Raw genomic sequence first — 17,653 nt, 5'->3', positions numbered from 1 at the left:
GACGGGGTTCGGTCATTCTTTGGCGTCCTGTGCGACCTACACGGGACGTTTCGATGCCCTGCGGCCCTCACTTGCGTTGGGCGATGGCCGCAGTTAGGGATCCGTGCGACTTCGGATGCCTGGCTTTTCGTCTTCGGCCCGGTTTTTGATTTCGCTGGATAGAGACAGCCGAGCCGGTGGGGCGTTGGGAAACCCTACTCGACGCCACGTGTCGTTGGAGGTTTCTACTGGGCGTTCGTATAGCCGCTCGGAGGCTCGGGAGCGCCGTCCTTGTGTGCTGCCGGGATGTCGTGCGGGGCTGCCTGTGCTGTCGCGGGCGCGTCCGATGCTCCTGCCTCGGGCTTGGCGGGGACACTGGTGAGCGGGGTGCTCGGCGCAACGGGAGCCCCCGTCTTGCCCGGCAGCCCACCGGAGCCGGCGCTCGCGAGTGCCGGCGTACCCTTGCGTGGGTCATACGCGTGCAGACCGATTGACGTATGCCGCACGATGCCGTCGAACAGGCGGAACAGGAACGGCAGGAACAGGAACATCATCAGCATGGAGATGAACGCGCCGCGGAAGATGAGCATGCCCAGCTCGGATACGATGCCGTTGCTCGAGATGAACTGCACCGAGGCGCCCGCCATGATCAGGATGATGGCCGACGTCATGATGGGCACGCCTGCGTAGGTGACCGCATCGCGCGACGCATCCTTCGCGCTCATCGAACGCCGACGGTCAAAGTACTCGCGCGCTAGCACGATGGCGTAGTCCACCGAGGCTCCCATCTGCACGGAGTCGATGACGAGGTATCCGATGTAGTTCAGCGACGTCCCCATGAAGTAGGGGATGGCGAGGTTGATCCAGATGGACACCTCTATGGCCGCGAGGATGAGCAGCGGGATCGTGAGGCTGCGGAACATGATCGCCAGCACGATGCCGATGGACAGCATCGTGAACATCTTGACGGGCTGGGCGTCGGACTGCGTCGTCGTCTTGAGGTCGTACGTGTTCACGGTGCTGCCGGCCAGCAGGTAGTCGTCTCCGTAATAGCTTTGCGCGATGGATCGCACGGTCTCGACGAGCCCGAACGCCACGTCGCCCTCGCCTTCGACGTCCGTCGTCACGACGATGCGCGACCATCCGTCCTTGATGAGCTGCTCGAGCTGGTCGGCTGGCACGATGTCGGCCGGCATGGCATGGCCCGCCGTTGTGATGTAGGACGTGACGGCGCTGACGTGCTCCGTCGCCTGCAGCTCCTTGACGAGACCGCGCTCGTTGCCCCACTGGCCCTCGGGCACCATAAGCACCCACGTGTTCGCCGTCCCGGACGCATCCTCGATGTGCTGGCTCTCGATACCCGCCTGGCTGTCGGGCGCCACGAGGTCGGACGACCCGAATATGAAGCCCGTCTTGTCCTCGCCCAGGTAGCAGGGGACGGCGATGATGACGATGACGATGGCCATTGGGGCGGCGATGCGCTGGAGCCCCCGCGACAGCTTGTCGAGCGACGGCACGAGGTAGCGGTGGTTGAGCTTGTCGAGCACCGGCAGGCACAGCAGGATGAGGCACGGCATGAGGAAGATGACGGACACGAACGACAGGGCGATGCCCTTGGCCAGCACGATGCCCAGGTCGACGCCGATGCCGAAGCGCATGATCGTCAGCGACAGGAAACCGAAGAACGTGACGGCCGCGCTCGACAGCTCGATGGAGAAGCTGCGCTGCATGCAGTGGGCCATGGCCTCGACGGGGTCGGTAAACTCGTGCTGCATGTTGCGGAAGCGGTGCAGGAACACGATGGCGTAGTCCATGGAGACAGCGAGCTGCAGGATGGCGCCGCTGATCTGGCTCACGAACGAGATCTCGCCCATGACGATATTCGAGCCCATGTTGAGGACGATGGCCACGCCGATGGGCACCATGAACACGACGGGCTCGAACCACGAGTGCGAGCCGAGCAACAGGATGCCGACGATGATAGCGATGCCGGCAAGAAGGATGAGCACGACCTCGACGGACGTCGACTCCTGCATGGAGACGGTGCTCACGAGGTCGCCATCCATGGAGACGCGTGTCGCCCCGGCGTCGGTAGCGGCGGCTCGGACGCCGGCTATGGCGTCGTTGCCCACGGCTGCGTCGATCACGAGCTGGTAGAGGTAGCCGTCGTCTGTCTTCCAGGCGGACACGGCGTCGGCGTCTTGCGTCTCGATCGGCACCTTGACGTCGACCTGCGTGCCGAGCCACATGACCTCCTCGACGCCGTCCACGTTCGTCAGGGCGTCATCGAGCTGGCTTGCCTGCGAGAGCGTCAGACCTTCGGCATACAGGCGGGCGTTGGGGATGCCCGTCCCGTAGACCTCCTGCATCGTGTCGATGGCGCGCGTCGAGGGGGCATCTTGGGGGAGATAGTCCGCGAGGGAGTAGTTGATGGCGACGCGTGGAATGCACAGCGCGGCGGCGACGGTGGCGATGGCGAACACGATCATGACGACGACGCGAAAGCGCAGGAACGTCCGGCTGAACCTGAGCGTAAGCGGTTCGCGTCCTGTGTGCTGGCCCTCACCCATGTGCGGCTCCTTCTCGCATGACCTTATGAAAAGTGTCGCGGTTTGACGGGTCATATGCAAGCGATAATTTGCCTCAGGTGTCAGATATTTCACGCAAGAAGATCGATGGGGCAAACCTGGAGGAAGAAGGAGCGAGATGGTGGCAATAGTCTGACTCTGCGGCCGCATCGACCCGGGCACTCCCAGCTATGATGGGATGGGCGAGCGAGAAAGGAAGGCGCATGGGGCAGTGGTCGTGGCCGAGTGACGCTCGGCAGGAGCCGACGGTGGAGCGGGCTGGCAGGTGCTGCGGGTCGCAGGCGGGGCCGAGCCACATCGAGGTGCGTGGGGCGCGCGTGCACAGCCTCAAGGACGTCGACGTTGACGTGCCTCTGGGCGAACTCGTGGGCATTGCGGGCGTGTCGGGCTCGGGCAAGAGCTCGCTGGCCCTGGGTGTGCTCTATGCCGAGGGCTCGCGGCGCTACCTCGAGGCACTGTCGACGTACACGCGCCGCCGCCTCACGCAGGCGGGCAAGGCCGCCGTTGACGAGGTGTTGCACGTGCCGGCGGCGCTGGCGCTGCACCAGCGACCTGCGGTCCCCGGCGTGCGTTCGACGTTCGGCACAATGAGCGAGTTGCTCAACAGCCTGCGCCTGCTGTTCTCACGCTGCGCCTCCCACGTGTGCCCGCATTGCGGAACGCGTGTGGCGCCGTCGCTCAACGTCGCGGCGGGCCTCGCGCTGACGTGTCCTTCATGCGGGAAGCAGTTCTGGGCCCCGGGCGCGGAGGATCTCGCGTTCAACTCGGGCGGGGCGTGCCCGACGTGCGGTGGCACGGGCGTCGTGCGTGAGGTCGATCGGGCGGCGCTCGTGCCTGACGAGTCGCTCTCCATCGACGAGGGCGCCGTCAAGCCGTGGGGCACGCTGATGTGGGATCTCATGAAGCAGGTGTGCGCGGCGATGGGCGTGCGCACGAACGTGCCGTTCTCCGAGCTCACGGCCGAGGAGCGACGCATCGTGTTCGAGGGCCCCGCCGAGAAGCGCCACATCCTCTATCGCCCGAAGAAGGGCGACGACTTCGCCGAGCTCGACTTCACGTACTACAACGCCGTCTACACCGTCGAGAACGCGCTGGCCAAGGCTAAGGACGAGAGCGGCCTCAAGCGCGTAGCGAAGTTCCTGCGCGAAGGGCCGTGTTCTGCCTGTGGGGGCACGCGGCTCTCGCAGGCGGCGCGCCAGCCCCAGGTTTGTGGGCTTGACCTTGCGCAGGCGAGCGCGCTGACGCTCGGCGAGGCGGCGGAGTGGGTGCGCGGCGTTCCGGAGACGCTGCCTGAGCCGATGCGCCCGATGGCGGCGAGCATCTGCGAGAGCTTCCTCGACGCGGCGCGCCGACTGCTTGAGCTCGGCCTGGGCTACCTCTCGCTCGATCGCGCGGGCGCGACGCTGTCGACGGGCGAGCGTCAGCGCGTCCAGCTCGCCCGTGCCGTGCGCAACCGTACGACCGGTGTGCTCTACGTGCTCGACGAGCCGTCCATCGGCCTGCATCCGGCCAACGTTGACGGTCTGCTCGGCGTCATGCGCGACCTCGTGGCCGACGGCAACTCCGTCGTCGTGGTCGATCACGACGTGCGGGTGCTTGCCGCGTGTGACCACCTCATCGAGATGGGGCCGGCCGCGGGGGCCGACGGTGGGCGCGTTATCGCGCAGGGTAGCGTCAGGCAGGTCGCGGCCACCTCGGGCTCGCGTATCGCGCCGTTCTTGGCGCGGGAGCTGGCGAGGGGCGGGGGCGTCGACAGCGCGTCCGCGGCGGAACGCGTCGAGGACGGCGTCGCTGCCGGGGGCATTTCGGACTGCGGGGGTGGGCCTGGCGGAGGGGCCCTCGCGTGCGAGGCCGAGGGTGCGCCGATGCGCGAGGGTGCCGAAGGGCCGGAGACCCCGCTCGTGCGAGAGCGCGCGTCGTTTGGCGAGGTGTTCGACCGAGGGCGCATTCACCTGGAGACGGCGGCTCTGCACACGGTGCGCCCGCTGTCCGTCGACGTTCCCCGAGGGCGGCTCGTTGCCGTGACGGGTGTGTCGGGCTCGGGTAAGACGACGCTCGTGCTCGAGACGCTCGTGCCGGCGCTGCAGGCCGTCGTTGCCGGGGCGCCTCTACCGGATCACGTGCGTGCGCTCGACGCGCCGGGCATCACGCGGGCCGAGCTCATCGACGCGACGCCCATCGGGGCGAACGTGCGCTCGACAGTTGCGACGTACGCCGACATCCACGACGAGCTGCGCCGGGCTTACGCGCGCTGCGACGAGGCCAAGGCAGCGGGCTATAAGGCGGGCGACTTCTCGTACAACACGGGTCGGCTGCGCTGCCCGACATGCGACGGAACGGGGTCCATCTCGCTCGACGTGCAGTTCTTGCCCGATGTCGACATCGAGTGCCCCGACTGTCGCGGTTCGCGCTACGCACCGGAGGCGCTCGACATCCACCGCGTGGGCGCCGACGGCTGCGCGCTGTCGCTTCCCCAGCTCATGGAGCTCAGCGTCGACGAGGCACTCGACGCGACGCTTGGCCTGCGCAAGGTTCAGGCGCGTTTGCAGACCCTGCACGACCTGGGTCTAGGCTACCTGACGCTCGGCGAGCCGACGCCGGCGCTGTCTGGCGGGGAGGCCCAGCGTCTCAAGCTCGCCAGCGAGATGGGTCGGGCCCAGGAGGGCGCGCTGTTCGTGTTCGACGAGCCGACGATTGGCCTGCACCCGCTCGATGTGCGCGTGCTGCTTGGCGTGTTCGACCGGCTCGTGGCCAGCGGGGCGACCGTCGTCGTCATCGAGCACGACCTCGACGTCATCGCGAGCGCCGACTATGTCATCGACCTGGGCCCCGGCGGAGGTTCGGACGGCGGCCGCGTCGTGTGCGCCGGAACGCCTGAGCAGGTTGCCGCCTGCCCTGCGAGCGTGACGGGTCGCTACCTGGCCGCGGCGCTGGGGTAGGGGCGGGCGCGGTCGGCATGAAGCGTCGCCAGCTCAGGCTATCTCCATTTGCGATAGGGCCATAAGCACGACGTTTAGCTGGGAAAATGTTGGTCTCCTACACTTTGGGTCAGCCGGGAGGTGGGCAAGCTAGCGCCCCCGCCCGGGATGCCAGGGGGGCGCAAGGGGCGCCTCCTTCCAACGTCAGGAGGCCACCATGGCAACAGGTAACAACGCGGCTGTCTCTCGCAGGTCGTTTGTGGGCGGCGCCGCGCTCGCGGGCACCGCGGCGGTGCTGGCGGGTCATGCGGGCGTGGCTCGTGCCGATTCCGATCCCGCTTCCTCTGCCGGTGCGGATGCTGCGGGCGTCGAGGGTCCCGCATCTTCGGCGGGCGCCATCAGCGTCGACGAGCTCGGCGCCCAGCACTGGTCATTCATGGACGCACCTGCTCCCATTCCCGATGACGAGATCGCCGAGACGTACGACTGCGAGGTGCTCGTCATCGGCGCCGGAATCTCGGGCGTGCCGGCGGTCGCCTACGCCTCGAGCTTGGGGGCTGACGTGCTCTGCCTCGAGAAGCTCGGGCACATCGTCACGACGCGACCTACGGGCATGAGCCTCTTCGGCACGTCGAAGCTCAAGGAGCTCGGTGTCCTGTGCACGGACGAGGAGAAGGCCACGATCGTCAGGGACATCTTTGGCGGCTCGAACGCAACGAGCAAACAGGACATCGTCAAGCTGTGGCTCGACGAGTCCGGCGAGGTCGGTGACTTCCTCATCGACATCATCGAGCAGGCCGGCGTCCCCGTGAAGGTCGGCGGCTACTATGGCTACTACAAGCACCTCGGTTCAGTGGCGGAGTCCCAGGAGGACATGAAGCAGACCGGGGGCGTGTACAGCGACTCCTATTGGAACATGTACGCCCTCCAGCACCAGTTCGGCGAGTCTGAGGAGCCGGGTGTGTGCCTGTGGGGCCGCGACGACTTCTCGGATGCCGACTGGCTCGGCCCACTCTACAACTACTCGGTTGAGCACGGGGCGCGTTATATGTTCGAGACGCCGGCTGTGCAGCTCGTGCGCGAGGAGGGCTGGGAAGACGACGACTCCAAGCGCGTCATCGGCTGCATCGCCCAAAACGCGGACGGCGCATACATCAAGGTAAACGCAAGCAAGGGCGTGCTGCTGGCGACGGGCGGCTTTGACTGGGACGACGAGATGGTGCGCTGCTACTATCCCATCGGCCTGCGCACGGCGCGCACGTGGCAGACGTGGATGACGGGCGATGGCCACAAGATGGGCATGTGGGTCGGCGCCAAGATGGAGGACCCCGGCCAGTACAACTCCCACATGATGGGCTGCACGGCGCCCGCCATGGTCATGCGCATCGAGGACGTTGACAAGAAACGCGTCGAGGACGAGTTCACCGCATTCATAAAGCCGTGGAAGGAGTGGAACCTGCCCTCGAACGCCATGGGTACCGGCCTCAAGGTCAACCAGCGTGGCGAGCGCTTCACGAACGAGGAGATCGGGTACTTCATGTCGGGCCCCATCATCGACAAGCAGCCCGAGGGGCTGTTCTGGGCCATCTGGGACGGAGCGTCGCAGGAGAAAAACCTCGAGCACTACTTTGACCGCCTCGTTGACGGCATCGACACGTCCGAGCACTCCGAGCTGATGATCGAGCAGGGCATGCTTCTCAAGGCGGACACGATCGATGAGCTCATCGAAAAGATGAACGGCCCTGCCTGGGACAACGGCAAGTTCGACGGCGAGACGTTCAAGAAGACGCTCGCGCACTACAACGACATGTGCGCGGCAGGCGAGGACACGGACTTCTACAAGCCGGCCATGTTCATGTCGACGGTCGATACGCCGCCGTTCTACGCAGCGGAGATGGGGAGCAGCTGGATGACGACGCTCGGCGGCCTCGAGATCGACTCGTCGCTGCACGTGCTTGACGGCGAGCGCCAGCCGATTCCCGGCCTGTATGCCGGCGGTAACCCTGCAGGCTGCTTCTACGGTCAGATCTACGCACCGCAGGTCCCCATGAGCCTCTCGGGGCATTCGGCAACGCTGAGCTGCGTCGCCGTGCGCAACATGGTCAATGGGGAATAGTCGCTGGCTCTCGATGGCATCTCGGTGATTCCGTGCGGGGCACTCGCGGCCCGGCCACCTGACGCTTCCGAGCGTACGGGCGGGGCGGGCTACGGGTGTCCCTGCGCGTGTTCGCCGGCGACGTCGCGGACGCATGCGACAAACGAGGACAGGGCCGGCCCCCATGCTCTCCAGGCCACGCCGAGCGAGGCGCGTTGGCCGCCCGTGTCGAGGTCGACGGATGTCACGGCGTAGTGCGATGCGGTCTCGTCGCAGAAATGGCTTGCGACGAAGAGCCCGAGTCCCGCCTCAACCATGGGGAATAACTGGCTGCCATTGCTAACTGGCTGGGCGCTATCGTAGTCGATGCCCAGCATGCGCAGGCTGCGCGCGGACTTCGAGAGCACAGGAGGATCCGCCGAGACGCAGTCGACAAGCAGCGGGTAGCCTGCGAGGTCGGCGGGGGAGAGAAGCGCGCGCGAGGCAAGAGGGTGCCCCTCGGGAAGAAAGACGCACGCCGTTGTCGTTGCTATGGTCTGATACCCGAGTTCGGACATGTCCTTGACTTCGAACTCGACGGTTACGATGGCGTCGAGTCGGTTGTCGAGAAGGTCGGTCGTCAGCTCGGAGATATCTGCCTGACGCAGCGTGACCTGGATGTCTCCGCATGTCTCCCGCAGCTTGCGAATGGCGCGGCCAATCCATGGGCTCGCCATGGGGCCATCGAATCCGATGCGCAGGGAGTCGGGCTTTTCATCAGCGATGCGGCGGGCCGTCTCTATGGCCGCTTCGAACTCGGAGCGCAGATGGGGGATTTTGCCGTGCAGATGTGCGCCGGCGGGTGTGAGCTCCGTACCACGTGCGGTGCGTACGAATAGGGGAAAGCCCAGCTCGTTTTCGAGGCTGATAACCTGTTGGCTGACGGCGGACTGGGAGAGGAAGAGCGCGGCGGCGGCCTGGGTGAAGCTGCCACTGCTCGCGACCTGCTCGAAGCAATCAAGCTGCCTAAAGTTCATGCGTGCCTCGCTTTTGCCTGCGATGTGGGCCATAAGCTGCGTCGGTGACAAGTGTAGCGTCCCAGTTCCTGGCCTGTTGCTAAGAAATAAGAAGACGCCATTCTGGGCGCGTCCGCAGGCAAAGTGCCGAAGGGTACGGATTACTGCCTCTGGAGCGGGCTTGTCTTATAAACCTACTGAAATAATGGATAACATGCGAATATCAGGGCTGATCAAAGGGGAATAAGCCGGCGTACGACAGCCTCGTCGCACTTTTGGGCACACGCCTGTGCTACTGCCCAACTACTGAAAGGAAATCCGCCATGCCCGAGAAGAAGACCATCCTGTTCGTTGTTGGTTCTCTGCGCAAGAACGGCTTCCAGCAGCAGCTCTCCGATGTCGCTCGCGAGGTCATCGGCGACCGCGCCGACATCGCCGTGCTCGACTACGCTGATGTGCCGTTCGTCAACCAGGACATCGAGTATCCCGCGCCGGCCCCTGTCGCGCGTATTCGCGAGCAGGTGGCGGCGGCCGATGCGCTGTGGATCTTCACGCCCGAGTACAACCACGGCGTGCCGGGCGCTCTCAAGAACGCGATCGACTGGCTGAGCCGCCCTGTTAAGCCTTTCGACTTCGAGACGCCTTCGTGCCTGGTGGGCAAGCCAGTCGCTCTGGCTGGCGCCGCAGGTGGTTCGGGCGCGAAGTTCGTGCTCGACGAGCTTGCGGGCCTGCTCGGTTTCCTGCGCGCTGACGTTCTGGACGAGCGCACGGGCACGAACCTCGACCGCGAGGCGTTTACGACCGGAAAGCTCGCCGTATCCGACGAAACGCGTGCCCAGCTCGCCGCGCAGGCGGATGCCCTACTCGCGAAGTAAGTGGGCGTGCGGGCTCGGGGTCACCCCGTGGAGGCGGGGGCGCATGCGCTCGGCGAATCGTGCGGTTGCGGCAAGACGGATTTTGCTAAGAAATGCCGCTTTGGCGAGCCCGAAAAGAGAAGCTTGTTAAGAAACGCCAGTTTGGTGATGCGCTTGGGCGAAGGAGGGCCCTTTTCGCTGTTCTCTGCTTTGACTTATCGTCGGGCTTTCGGCAAAACACGAGGTGGGAAGCCTGTGGGCAACAGGCGTGGGCTTCGCGCGCGTATCTGGGCGATCGCCAAACCGGCGTTTTTTAGCGGGAGGTTCTAACGGGTATCGCCAAACCGGCGTTTTATAGCAAGAGGATGCTCACGCGGTCGCCAAACCGGCGTTTCTTAGCAGGGGGCCACGATATCCCGCACGCCGTCAGCCGGGATACGCAAAAAAGAGGGGGCGGGTCATGCGGCCCGCCCCCTCCTGTCAATCCTGGTCTGTTTGGAAACCCTGCGTTTCTAGGCCCTCTGAGCGCGGTTACGGTTGTAGTTGATGAGACAACCAGCCTTCACGATCTCGCGTTCTTCGGGCGTCATGTCTGCCACGTACAGGTGGATCTCCTCGACGTCGGCGACGGGACGCGCCCCCGTGGCATTGGCCGATCCCATATGCACGACGTACGCCGGCACGTCGGAGAGGTCGCCGTCGAGGGCTGCGCGGATGCCGGGCACGAACACGTAGTCGCCGACCTCGAACGGCGGCTCGTCGGCGTCGAGCTGGAACGGCACCATGCCCCAGTTCATGACGTTGGAGCGGTAGCGCTTCGTCGCGTACTCGCGCACGATGTTCGCCAGGCCGCCGATGACGCGCTGGCAGCTCGCTGCCTGCTCGCGGGCCGACCCGTCGCCGGGCTTGCGCGCGTATACCATGCTGCCGACCTCCACGGCCTGCTCATCGGTGTCGGCTTTCAGCGCACCCGCATCGCGTAGCGCCGCGAACACGTCCGACAGCTCAGGCTCTGCCTGCGCCAACGGCGTCCCAGCCAGGCGCGCTTTCTCGATGGCGTCGACGGCCTTGGAGCGCCCGACGTACTCCGGGTCGCGCCGCGACAGCGTGAACTCGGCCAGGCCCAGCGGGTTGGAGCGGTACGACGATGTCTCGCCTGAGGGGATGAGCTCGTCGGTCGTCGTCACGTCATCGAGGATCTTCGAGCACACGCGCAGCAGGATGTCGTTGGCCAGCGGCTCCATGGCAGGCCAGTCCTTGATGTTGGGCCCGTAGACGAGCTCGGTGTCGGTCTGCGCCTTCTCGAACCCGAAGTAGCAGCGCTTCTCATACACGGAGCGGTCGAACGTGTACGCGCAGTCCTCGTCCCAGACGCTCTCGGGCAGCTCCGTTGCCGCCGTGAGCACGCCGCCGTTGGCCGCCGTGGCCGCAATGGAGCGCGCGTCCATCAGTGCGACGCCCGTGAGCTGGCCGTTTCCGGGCTTGGAGCCCTCGCGGTTCGGGAAGTTGCGCGTCGTGTGACGGATGGACAGCCCGTTGTTGGCGGGCGTGTCGCCGGCGCCGAAGCACGGGCCGCAGAACGCCGTGCGCACGATGGCGCCGGCCTCCATGAGATCATAGACGGCGCCCTGACGCGCCAGCTCGAGGAACACCGGCTGTGACGTGGGGTAAACCGACAGCGCGAACTCGCCGGCGCCGCAGCTCTTGCCCTTGAGCGCCCGGGCCGCCTGGATGACGTTGCAGAAGTTGCCGCCCGCGCAACCGGCGATGACGCCCTGCTGCACCTGCAGCTTGCCGTCGGGGCGGATCTTGTCCGTGAGGCTGAGCGTCGCACGCCCGCCGCCGATGCGCTGCGCCTCGAGCTCTACCTCGCGCAGGATGTCGCCCAGGTTGGCATTTAGCTCGTCGATCTCGAAACCGTTCGAGGGGTGGAACGGCAGGGCGATCATCGGTTTGACGCTCGATAGGTCGACGCGCACGCAGCCGTCGTAGTAGGCGAGCGGCGCCGGGTCGAGCTGGCGGTATTCGCCCTCGCGACCGTGCTCGGAGAGGAAGGCGCGCGTGGCGTCGTCGGTGCGCCAGATGGAGGACAGGCACGTCGTCTCCGTCGTCATGACGTCGACGCCGTTGCGGTAGTCACAGTTCATGGATGCGATGCCGGGGCCGACGAACTCCATGACCTTGTTCTTGACGTAGCCGCTGGCGAATACGGCGCGGATGATAGCGAGGGCCACGTCGTGCGGGCCGACGCCGGGCTGGGGCGCCCCTTCGAGGTAGATGGCCACGACGCCGGGATAGGCGACGTCATACGTGTCGCGCAGCAGCTGCTTGACGAGCTCGCCGCCACCCTCGCCGATGGCCATCGTACCCAGCGCGCCGTAGCGGGTGTGCGAGTCGGAGCCCAGGATCATCTTGCCGCAGCCGGCGAACATCTCACGCATGAACGAATGGATGACGGCGATGTGCGGCGGGACGAAGATGCCGCCATACTTGCGCGCGGCGGACAGGCCGAAGACGTGGTCGTCCTCGTTGATGGTGCCGCCGACGGCACACAGGGAGTTGTGGCAGTTCGTGAGCACGTAGGGCAGCGGGAAGCGTTCCATGCCCGAGGCCTTGGCTGTTTGGATAATGCCGACGTACGTGATGTCGTGCGAGGCCATCGCATCGAAGCGCAGCTTGAGGCGGGCCATGTCGTCCGAGGTGTTGTGCGCCTTGAGGATGGAGTAGGCGATGGTGCCGGTGCGGGCCTGCTCCTTGTCGAGCGCGAGGCCGTCGCGCGCCGCGATCTGGGGCGCGTCGGCCTCCGGGATGATCTGCGTGCCATCGAGCAGGTAGACCCCGCCGTCGTAGAGCGTGACCATGGTGGTGAGTCCCTTCTCCGTGGGCCGGGGTTTCTCACGGGCGGCCATGTGGGCCCGTTGCGCCGTCGCCGGCCGCCGTCCCTCGATTGTTTGCCCGCGATTATCGGCTATGTGACGCCCCTGCGCGGCCGCGTTGGCGCAATCCACAGCTTCGATGGCACGGGGCTTATGGGGATGGCTGGTTCTGCCACGCGTTTTGGGGCTGGCGCGCAAAAACGGGCCGAGTGCATGTTTCTTCGGGTTGGCGTGCGCAAAACGAGCGTCGAGTGCAGATTTCTTTGGCGGGCTGGGAGCAGTTTGCTGCCCGGCGCGGATGGCTGGCGGGTAAAACCGCAGGGTAGTGCGGAAAGAGGGGGGCGCATGCTGCACATAGTTACCGAGAATCATTCACTCGACGGGCAAAATAAACAACGCCGTGGCAAGAGATATGCACAAGAGGGCGTTTCTGTGCAGAGGAGGCTGTCGGCCCGGGGGCTCCCGGCGCGGAGGCTCATCACGCGCGATCGGGGACTAGCACGCTACTCACCTGTGTGCTGCATTGATGTTGAAGAGGTGTTGGCGCTCGTGAGGTAGGGGGCAACGGCCTTGCTTGTCTGTTCGGCCGTTGCCCCCCGCAACTTAGCTCTCCGCGAACTGCGAGCGGTAGAGGTCGGCGTAGAAGCCGCCGGCCGCGAGCAGCTCGTCGTGGGTGCCCTGCTCGATGATGTCGCCCTCGCGCATCACGAGGATGAGGTCGGCGTTGCGGATCGTCGAGAGACGGTGTGCGATGACGAAGCTCGTGCGCCCGCGCATCAGGTTGTCCATGGCCGCCTGGATGCGCTCCTCGGTGCGCGTGTCCACCGAGCTCGTGGCCTCGTCGAGGATGAGCATCCGTCGATCGGCCAGGATGGCGCGGGCTATCGTGAGCAGCTGGCGCTGTCCCTGGCTGATGTTGCTCGCGTCCTCGTTGATCTGCGTCTCGTACCCCTCGGGCAACGTCATGATGAAGTGGTGCGCGAACGCCGCCTTTGCCGCGGCTTCGACCTCTTCGTCGCTGGCGTCGAGACGCCCGTAGCGGATGTTCTCGCGAATGCTTCCCTTGAACAGCCACGTGTCCTGCAGCACCATGCCGAACAGGCTGCGCAGATCGCTGCGGTCAAAGTCGCGCACGTCGCGACCGTCGATGCGGATGGCGCCGCCGCTGACGTCATAGAAGCGCATGAGCAGCTTGACCATCGTCGTTTTGCCGGCGCCCGTGGGGCCGACGAGGGCAACAGTGCTGCCAGGCTCCACCTGCGCAGAGAAGTCATGGATAACGAGGCGTTCCGGCGTGTACCCAAAGCTGACGTGATCGAACTCCACGCGGGCCTCGCGTACATCGTTGGCCGGCTGATTTGCCGCGCTCGCGACGTCGTAGGCGTCGGTCTCCTCGGGCTCGTTAAGGAACGAGAATATGCGCTCGGCGGCGGCCATCATCATCTGCAGCACGTTGGAGACCTGCGCGAGCTGCGTGATGGGCTGCGTGAAGTTCTTGACGTACTGGATGAATGCCTGGATGTCGCCGACGGTGATGACGCCGCGCACGGCGAGGGCGCTGCCCAGGATGGCGACGGCGACATACCCCAAGTTGGCGACGAGGTTCATCAGCGGCATCATGAGCCCGGAGAGGAACTGGGACTTCCACGCACTCTCGTACAGGCGCTCGTTCGTGGCCGCGAACGCCGCGACGCTGCGCTGTTCCTGCCCGAATGCGCGCACGACGGCCTGGCCCGAGAACGTCTCCTCAACCTGGCTATTGATGGCGCCCAACGTCTCCTGCTGCTGGCGGAAGTAGCGCTGGGAGCGCTTGACGACCGTTGCCGTGAGCAGCGCCGACACTGGCAGGATGACGAGCGTCACGAGCGTCATGAGCGGGCTGATCGTCAGCATCATCGCAAGCACGCCCACGATGGTCACGGCGCTCGTCACCAGCTGCGTCACGCCCTGGTTGAGGCTCTGGCCCAGCGTGTCGACGTCGTTGGTGATGCGCGACAGGACGTCGCCCGTAGACGTGCCCTCGAAGTAGCCCATCGGCATGCGGTCTATTTTCTGCGTGATGTCGCGGCGCAGGCGGTAGCACGTGCGCTGCGACACGGACGTCATCATCCAGCCCTGCACGAACTGGCAGGCGGCCGAGATGGCGTACAGGCCGAGCGTCATGAGCAGGATGCGGGCAACGGCCGAGAAGTCGATGCCGCCCGTGCCGGTGATCTTGGCGGAGATACCGTTGAACAGCTCCGTCGTGGCCGTGGAGAGCACGCGAGGACCGATGACGTTGAACACGCACGCGCCGATAGCGAATGCGATGGCGACGACGAGCTGCACCCTGAACTGGCCGAGATACGCGAACGTGCGACGCGCCGTGCCCTTGAAGTCCTTCGCCTTCTCGACGGGCATCATGCCGGGGCCTCCGTGGCCCATGGGCCCGCGGCGAGGGCGTCCCGCGCCGGTGGTGCGCTTTGTGTCCTGGCTGCTCATCGGGCATCGCCTCCCTTCGCAGCTAAGCCATCTGCGGCCGTGTTGGTTGCATCGCCGAGCGATGCGGCAAGCTCCTCTTCCGAGAGCTGAGACTGCGCGATCTCGCGGTATTCCTCGCAGGTACGCAGCAACTCGGCGTGGGTGCCGCGGCCTACCATGCGACCCTCGTCGAGCACGACGATCTCGTCGGCGTCGAGCACGGTTGAGATGCGCTGTGCCACGATGATGAGCGTCCGGCCGGCGAGCTCCGTGCGCAGCGCGCGGCGCAGGGCGGCGTCCGTCTTGTAGTCGAGCGCGGAGAAGCTGTCGTCGAACAGCAGCACGCGGGCGTCGCTGGCGATGGCGCGCGCGATGGCGAGGCGCTGGCGCTGGCCGCCCGAGACGTTCGTGCCGCCCTGGGATATGGGCGTGTCCATGCCCTGCTCGCGCTCGGCGATGAACTCGGACGCCTGGGCGATGTCGGCGGCCTTCTCGATGCGCTCGACGCCCATGGTGGGGTCGGCGTAGGCGATGGCCGAGCCGATGGTACCCGAGAACAGGAACGCTTGCTGAGGCACGTAGCCGATCTGGGAGCGCAGGGCATGCTGGGACAGCTCGCGCACGTCGATGCCGTCGATGGTGACGCGGCCCTCCGATGCGTCGTAGAAGCGCTCGATGAGCTTGATGAGCGTTGACTTGCCAGAGCCCGTCGAGCCGATGACGGCCAGCGTCGTGCCCGGCTCCGCCACGAAGCTCACGTGTGACAGGGCCGCCTCGCCCGCCTCGTGTGCCTGCGAAGCGCCGGCGCCTGCTGCCCGCTCGGCGCGCGACCCCCGCTTTGAGGCCCCGTCTTCCGACCCCGCGCTCGCCTCGGGATAGCGGAACGTCACGTCCTCGAAGGCGATGCGCGCCCCGGCCTCCCGGCCCAGCTCGACGTCGCGCGGGGCGGCGGGGTCTGCGATGCTTGACGACGTGGCGAGCACCTCGTCGACGCGCCCGGCCGCCACGTCGGCGCGCGGGAGCATGACGGAGATCATGCCGATCATCAGGAAGCCCATGATGATGACCATCGCGTACGTAAGGAACGCGATCATGTCGCCGGTCTGCATTGTGCCGGCGTCGATGGCGTGGCCACCGACCCATACGATGAGCACGGAAACGCCGTTCATGATGAGCATCATCGCCGGCATCATGAACGTCATGGCGCGGTTCGTGAACAGCTGCGTGCCCATGAGCTCACGGTTCGCCGTCTCGAAGCGCTGCGCCTCGAACTGCTGGCGGTCGAACGCACGAATGACGGGCAGGCCGGTGAGCATCTCGCGCGCGACGAGGTTCACACGGTCGATGAGGCGCTGCATGGCCTTGAACTTGGGCATGGCTACGGCGAACAGGATGGCGATGACGATGAACAGCACGACGACGGCCAGCGCGATGACCCAGCTCATGGAGACGTCTGTCGTCGAGATCATGATGATGCCGCCGATGGCGAGGATGGGCGCGTACAGCACCATGCGCAGCAGCATGACGACCGTCATCTGAATCTGCTGGATGTCGTTTGTGCCGCGCGTGATGAGCGAGGCTGCCGAGAACGCCTGAACCTCGGCGTCGGAGAAGTGCACGACGCGCTCAAAGAGCTGCTGGCGCAGACTGCGGGCGATCTTGGCGGCGCTGCGTGATGCGAGCAGACCGACGCCGACGGCGACGATGGCGCCGAGCAGCGTGAGCCCGAGCATCTTGGCGCCGCAGAGGAGCAGGTAGCGCATCTGCATGGCACCTAGGTCGTAGCCGAGCTGCTCGTATTCGACGCGGGCTGCGGCTATGCCCATCTGAGCGACGATGCTGTCGCTGGCGCCACCGAGGGCGGAGCGGGCCTCGTCGAGCCCTGCGCGAATGTCGTCCTTGGAGACGACGCCCGCCTCGTAGGCCTCAAGCGTGCGTGCGACGTCAAACGCGGAGGGATCGATGGCGGAGTCTTCGGTTGCCGCCGGCTCGCCCCCGGTGTCCAGATTGCTGGCAAGGTCAGCGTAGTGAGTGACGGCAAGCGGGAACGCGACGATGGTGTCGAGCACTTCTATGGTGTCGCGCCCCTCGTCAGTGAGCCTGTAGGTGGAGGAGCTTTCGTCCCAGACGTAGGCGGAGCACAGCGTTGCCTCGTCATCGGGACTCACCATCATGGCGACGGCCTCGAACGTCGTCTGGCTCATCTCGTCGGTGGCGGCATGCTCGATGCCCGATTGTTGAATGCCGACGTCAACGATGTCGGACGTGTAGCGCGGCAACGACAGGTCGCAAAAGGCCTGCAAGATGAGCAGGGCGACGATCGTAAGCGCTGCGACCCAGCACTGCTTCAGATACCGAACGATGCGCATGCGCACGCGCCTCCCACTGGCCGCGTCTTTGGCGGCCCGTGTGGCGCGCCTGTTCTCCCGGTGTACGTGCGCTCGTTTTTACCCAGGCTGTCCACTTCTCCCCGATGCGATGTGCGGCCCCCGCCGAACCTCCATCGTTGTGGAGAAGCGTCTGGTGCCTGCGCGCTGCCTCCCTGCACGCTGGTGCTCTATTCGCGGCCAAAAAGCCGAGCTGTGAATGCCCCTCGTCTGAGAGGGAGCGCTCCGCGAAAGGCGCGACCTGCGGTTTTGTCGGTTCGCGACGCCTTCGGCTTCGGGAGGTCGGATGGTGCCCATACATGCGCGCGATTCCTGGCCACAGAGCGGTGCTCGCTGTGCAAAGGCGCCGCGGGTCCAGGCCTCGTAGGCCGGCGCGCAGCAAAAAAGGGGGCGAGACCCATCGTGAACTGCCTCCCAATTCTTGGACTCATTAAAGGAGACAAGGGTTGGGAGGCAGTTCTCGTGCCGGATCTCAGGGTCAAATACGATGAGGAGACGAGG

At 65.8% G+C, this 17,653-nt stretch carries 7 protein-coding genes and 2 pseudogenes; 4 read left to right on the top strand and 5 right to left on the bottom strand.

All coding sequences use genetic code 11. The annotated features are described in order from the left end of the window. Positions 1 to 224: 224 nt before the first annotated feature. Positions 225 to 2,549, bottom strand: coding sequence for an MMPL family transporter (locus KHZ24_08530; protein ID MBS5451237.1), 2,325 nt, complete (start codon positions 2,547 to 2,549; stop codon positions 225 to 227). A gap of 221 nt (positions 2,550 to 2,770) precedes the next feature. On the opposite strand from KHZ24_08530, the pseudogene KHZ24_08525 reads away from it, so the two are divergent. The 3 genes and pseudogenes from KHZ24_08525 to KHZ24_08515 all read left to right on the top strand — a co-directional run bounded on the left by KHZ24_08525 (position 2,771) and on the right by KHZ24_08515 (position 7,601). Continuing rightward, positions 2,771 to 4,360 (top strand): annotated as a pseudogene (locus KHZ24_08525) (excinuclease ABC subunit UvrA). A gap of 108 nt (positions 4,361 to 4,468) precedes the next feature. After that, positions 4,469 to 5,506 (top strand): annotated as a pseudogene (locus KHZ24_08520) (excinuclease ABC subunit UvrA). Positions 5,507 to 5,702: 196 nt separating this feature from the next. Next, the gene (locus KHZ24_08515; GenBank protein MBS5451236.1) at positions 5,703 to 7,601 is read left to right on the top strand and encodes an FAD-binding protein; all 1,899 of its coding nucleotides are present in this window, start codon (positions 5,703 to 5,705) and stop codon (positions 7,599 to 7,601) included. An 89-nt stretch (positions 7,602 to 7,690) separates the two neighbouring features. Here KHZ24_08515 and KHZ24_08510 read toward each other — a convergent pair whose 3' ends face one another. Next, positions 7,691 to 8,596, bottom strand: coding sequence for a LysR family transcriptional regulator (locus tag KHZ24_08510; protein MBS5451235.1), 906 nt, complete (start codon positions 8,594 to 8,596; stop codon positions 7,691 to 7,693). Between the two features lie 302 nt (positions 8,597 to 8,898). On the opposite strand from KHZ24_08510, the gene KHZ24_08505 reads away from it, so the two are divergent. Next, a complete protein-coding gene (locus KHZ24_08505; protein ID MBS5451234.1) occupies positions 8,899 to 9,450 on the top strand; it encodes an NAD(P)H-dependent oxidoreductase in 552 nt (183 codons plus the stop codon). Between the two features lie 491 nt (positions 9,451 to 9,941). On the opposite strand, the gene KHZ24_08500 is transcribed toward KHZ24_08505, so the two are convergent. The 3 genes from KHZ24_08500 to KHZ24_08490 form a co-directional block, all read right to left on the bottom strand. After that, a complete protein-coding gene (locus KHZ24_08500) occupies positions 9,942 to 12,290 on the bottom strand; it encodes a hydratase (protein ID MBS5451233.1) in 2,349 nt (782 codons plus the stop codon). A 618-nt stretch (positions 12,291 to 12,908) separates the two neighbouring features. Then, positions 12,909 to 14,786 (bottom strand): ABC transporter ATP-binding protein, encoded by a 1,878-nt coding sequence (locus KHZ24_08495; protein ID MBS5451232.1) that lies wholly within the window; start codon positions 14,784 to 14,786, stop codon positions 12,909 to 12,911. After that, positions 14,783 to 17,134 (bottom strand): ABC transporter ATP-binding protein, encoded by a 2,352-nt coding sequence (locus KHZ24_08490; GenBank protein ID MBS5451231.1) that lies wholly within the window; start codon positions 17,132 to 17,134, stop codon positions 14,783 to 14,785. The genes KHZ24_08495 and KHZ24_08490 overlap by 4 nt, the downstream gene beginning before the upstream one ends. Positions 17,135 to 17,653: the final 519 nt, after the last annotated feature.

The organism is Coriobacteriia bacterium, assembly GCA_018368455.1.
Lineage (GTDB): Bacteria > Actinomycetota > Coriobacteriia > Coriobacteriales > UMGS124 > JAGZEG01.
The sequence above is the reverse complement of the archived record's forward strand: the minus strand, read 5'-3'. Positions and strand labels throughout refer to the sequence as shown.

Excerpts from the sequence above, each read along its gene's own strand:
- KHZ24_08510 (MBS5451235.1), bottom strand. The coding sequence starts at position 8,596 with ATGAACTTTAGGCAGCTTGATTGCTTCGAGCAGGTCGCGAGCAGTGGC.
- KHZ24_08505 (MBS5451234.1), top strand. The coding sequence starts at position 8,899 with ATGCCCGAGAAGAAGACCATCCTGTTCGTTGTTGGTTCTCTGCGCAAG.
- KHZ24_08495 (MBS5451232.1), bottom strand. The coding sequence starts at position 14,786 with ATGAGCAGCCAGGACACAAAGCGCACCACCGGCGCGGGACGCCCTCGC.
- KHZ24_08515 (MBS5451236.1), top strand. The coding sequence starts at position 5,703 with ATGGCAACAGGTAACAACGCGGCTGTCTCTCGCAGGTCGTTTGTGGGC.
- KHZ24_08490 (MBS5451231.1), bottom strand. The coding sequence starts at position 17,134 with ATGCGCATCGTTCGGTATCTGAAGCAGTGCTGGGTCGCAGCGCTTACG.
- KHZ24_08530 (MBS5451237.1), bottom strand. The coding sequence starts at position 2,549 with ATGGGTGAGGGCCAGCACACAGGACGCGAACCGCTTACGCTCAGGTTC.
- KHZ24_08500 (MBS5451233.1), bottom strand. The coding sequence starts at position 12,290 with ATGGTCACGCTCTACGACGGCGGGGTCTACCTGCTCGATGGCACGCAG.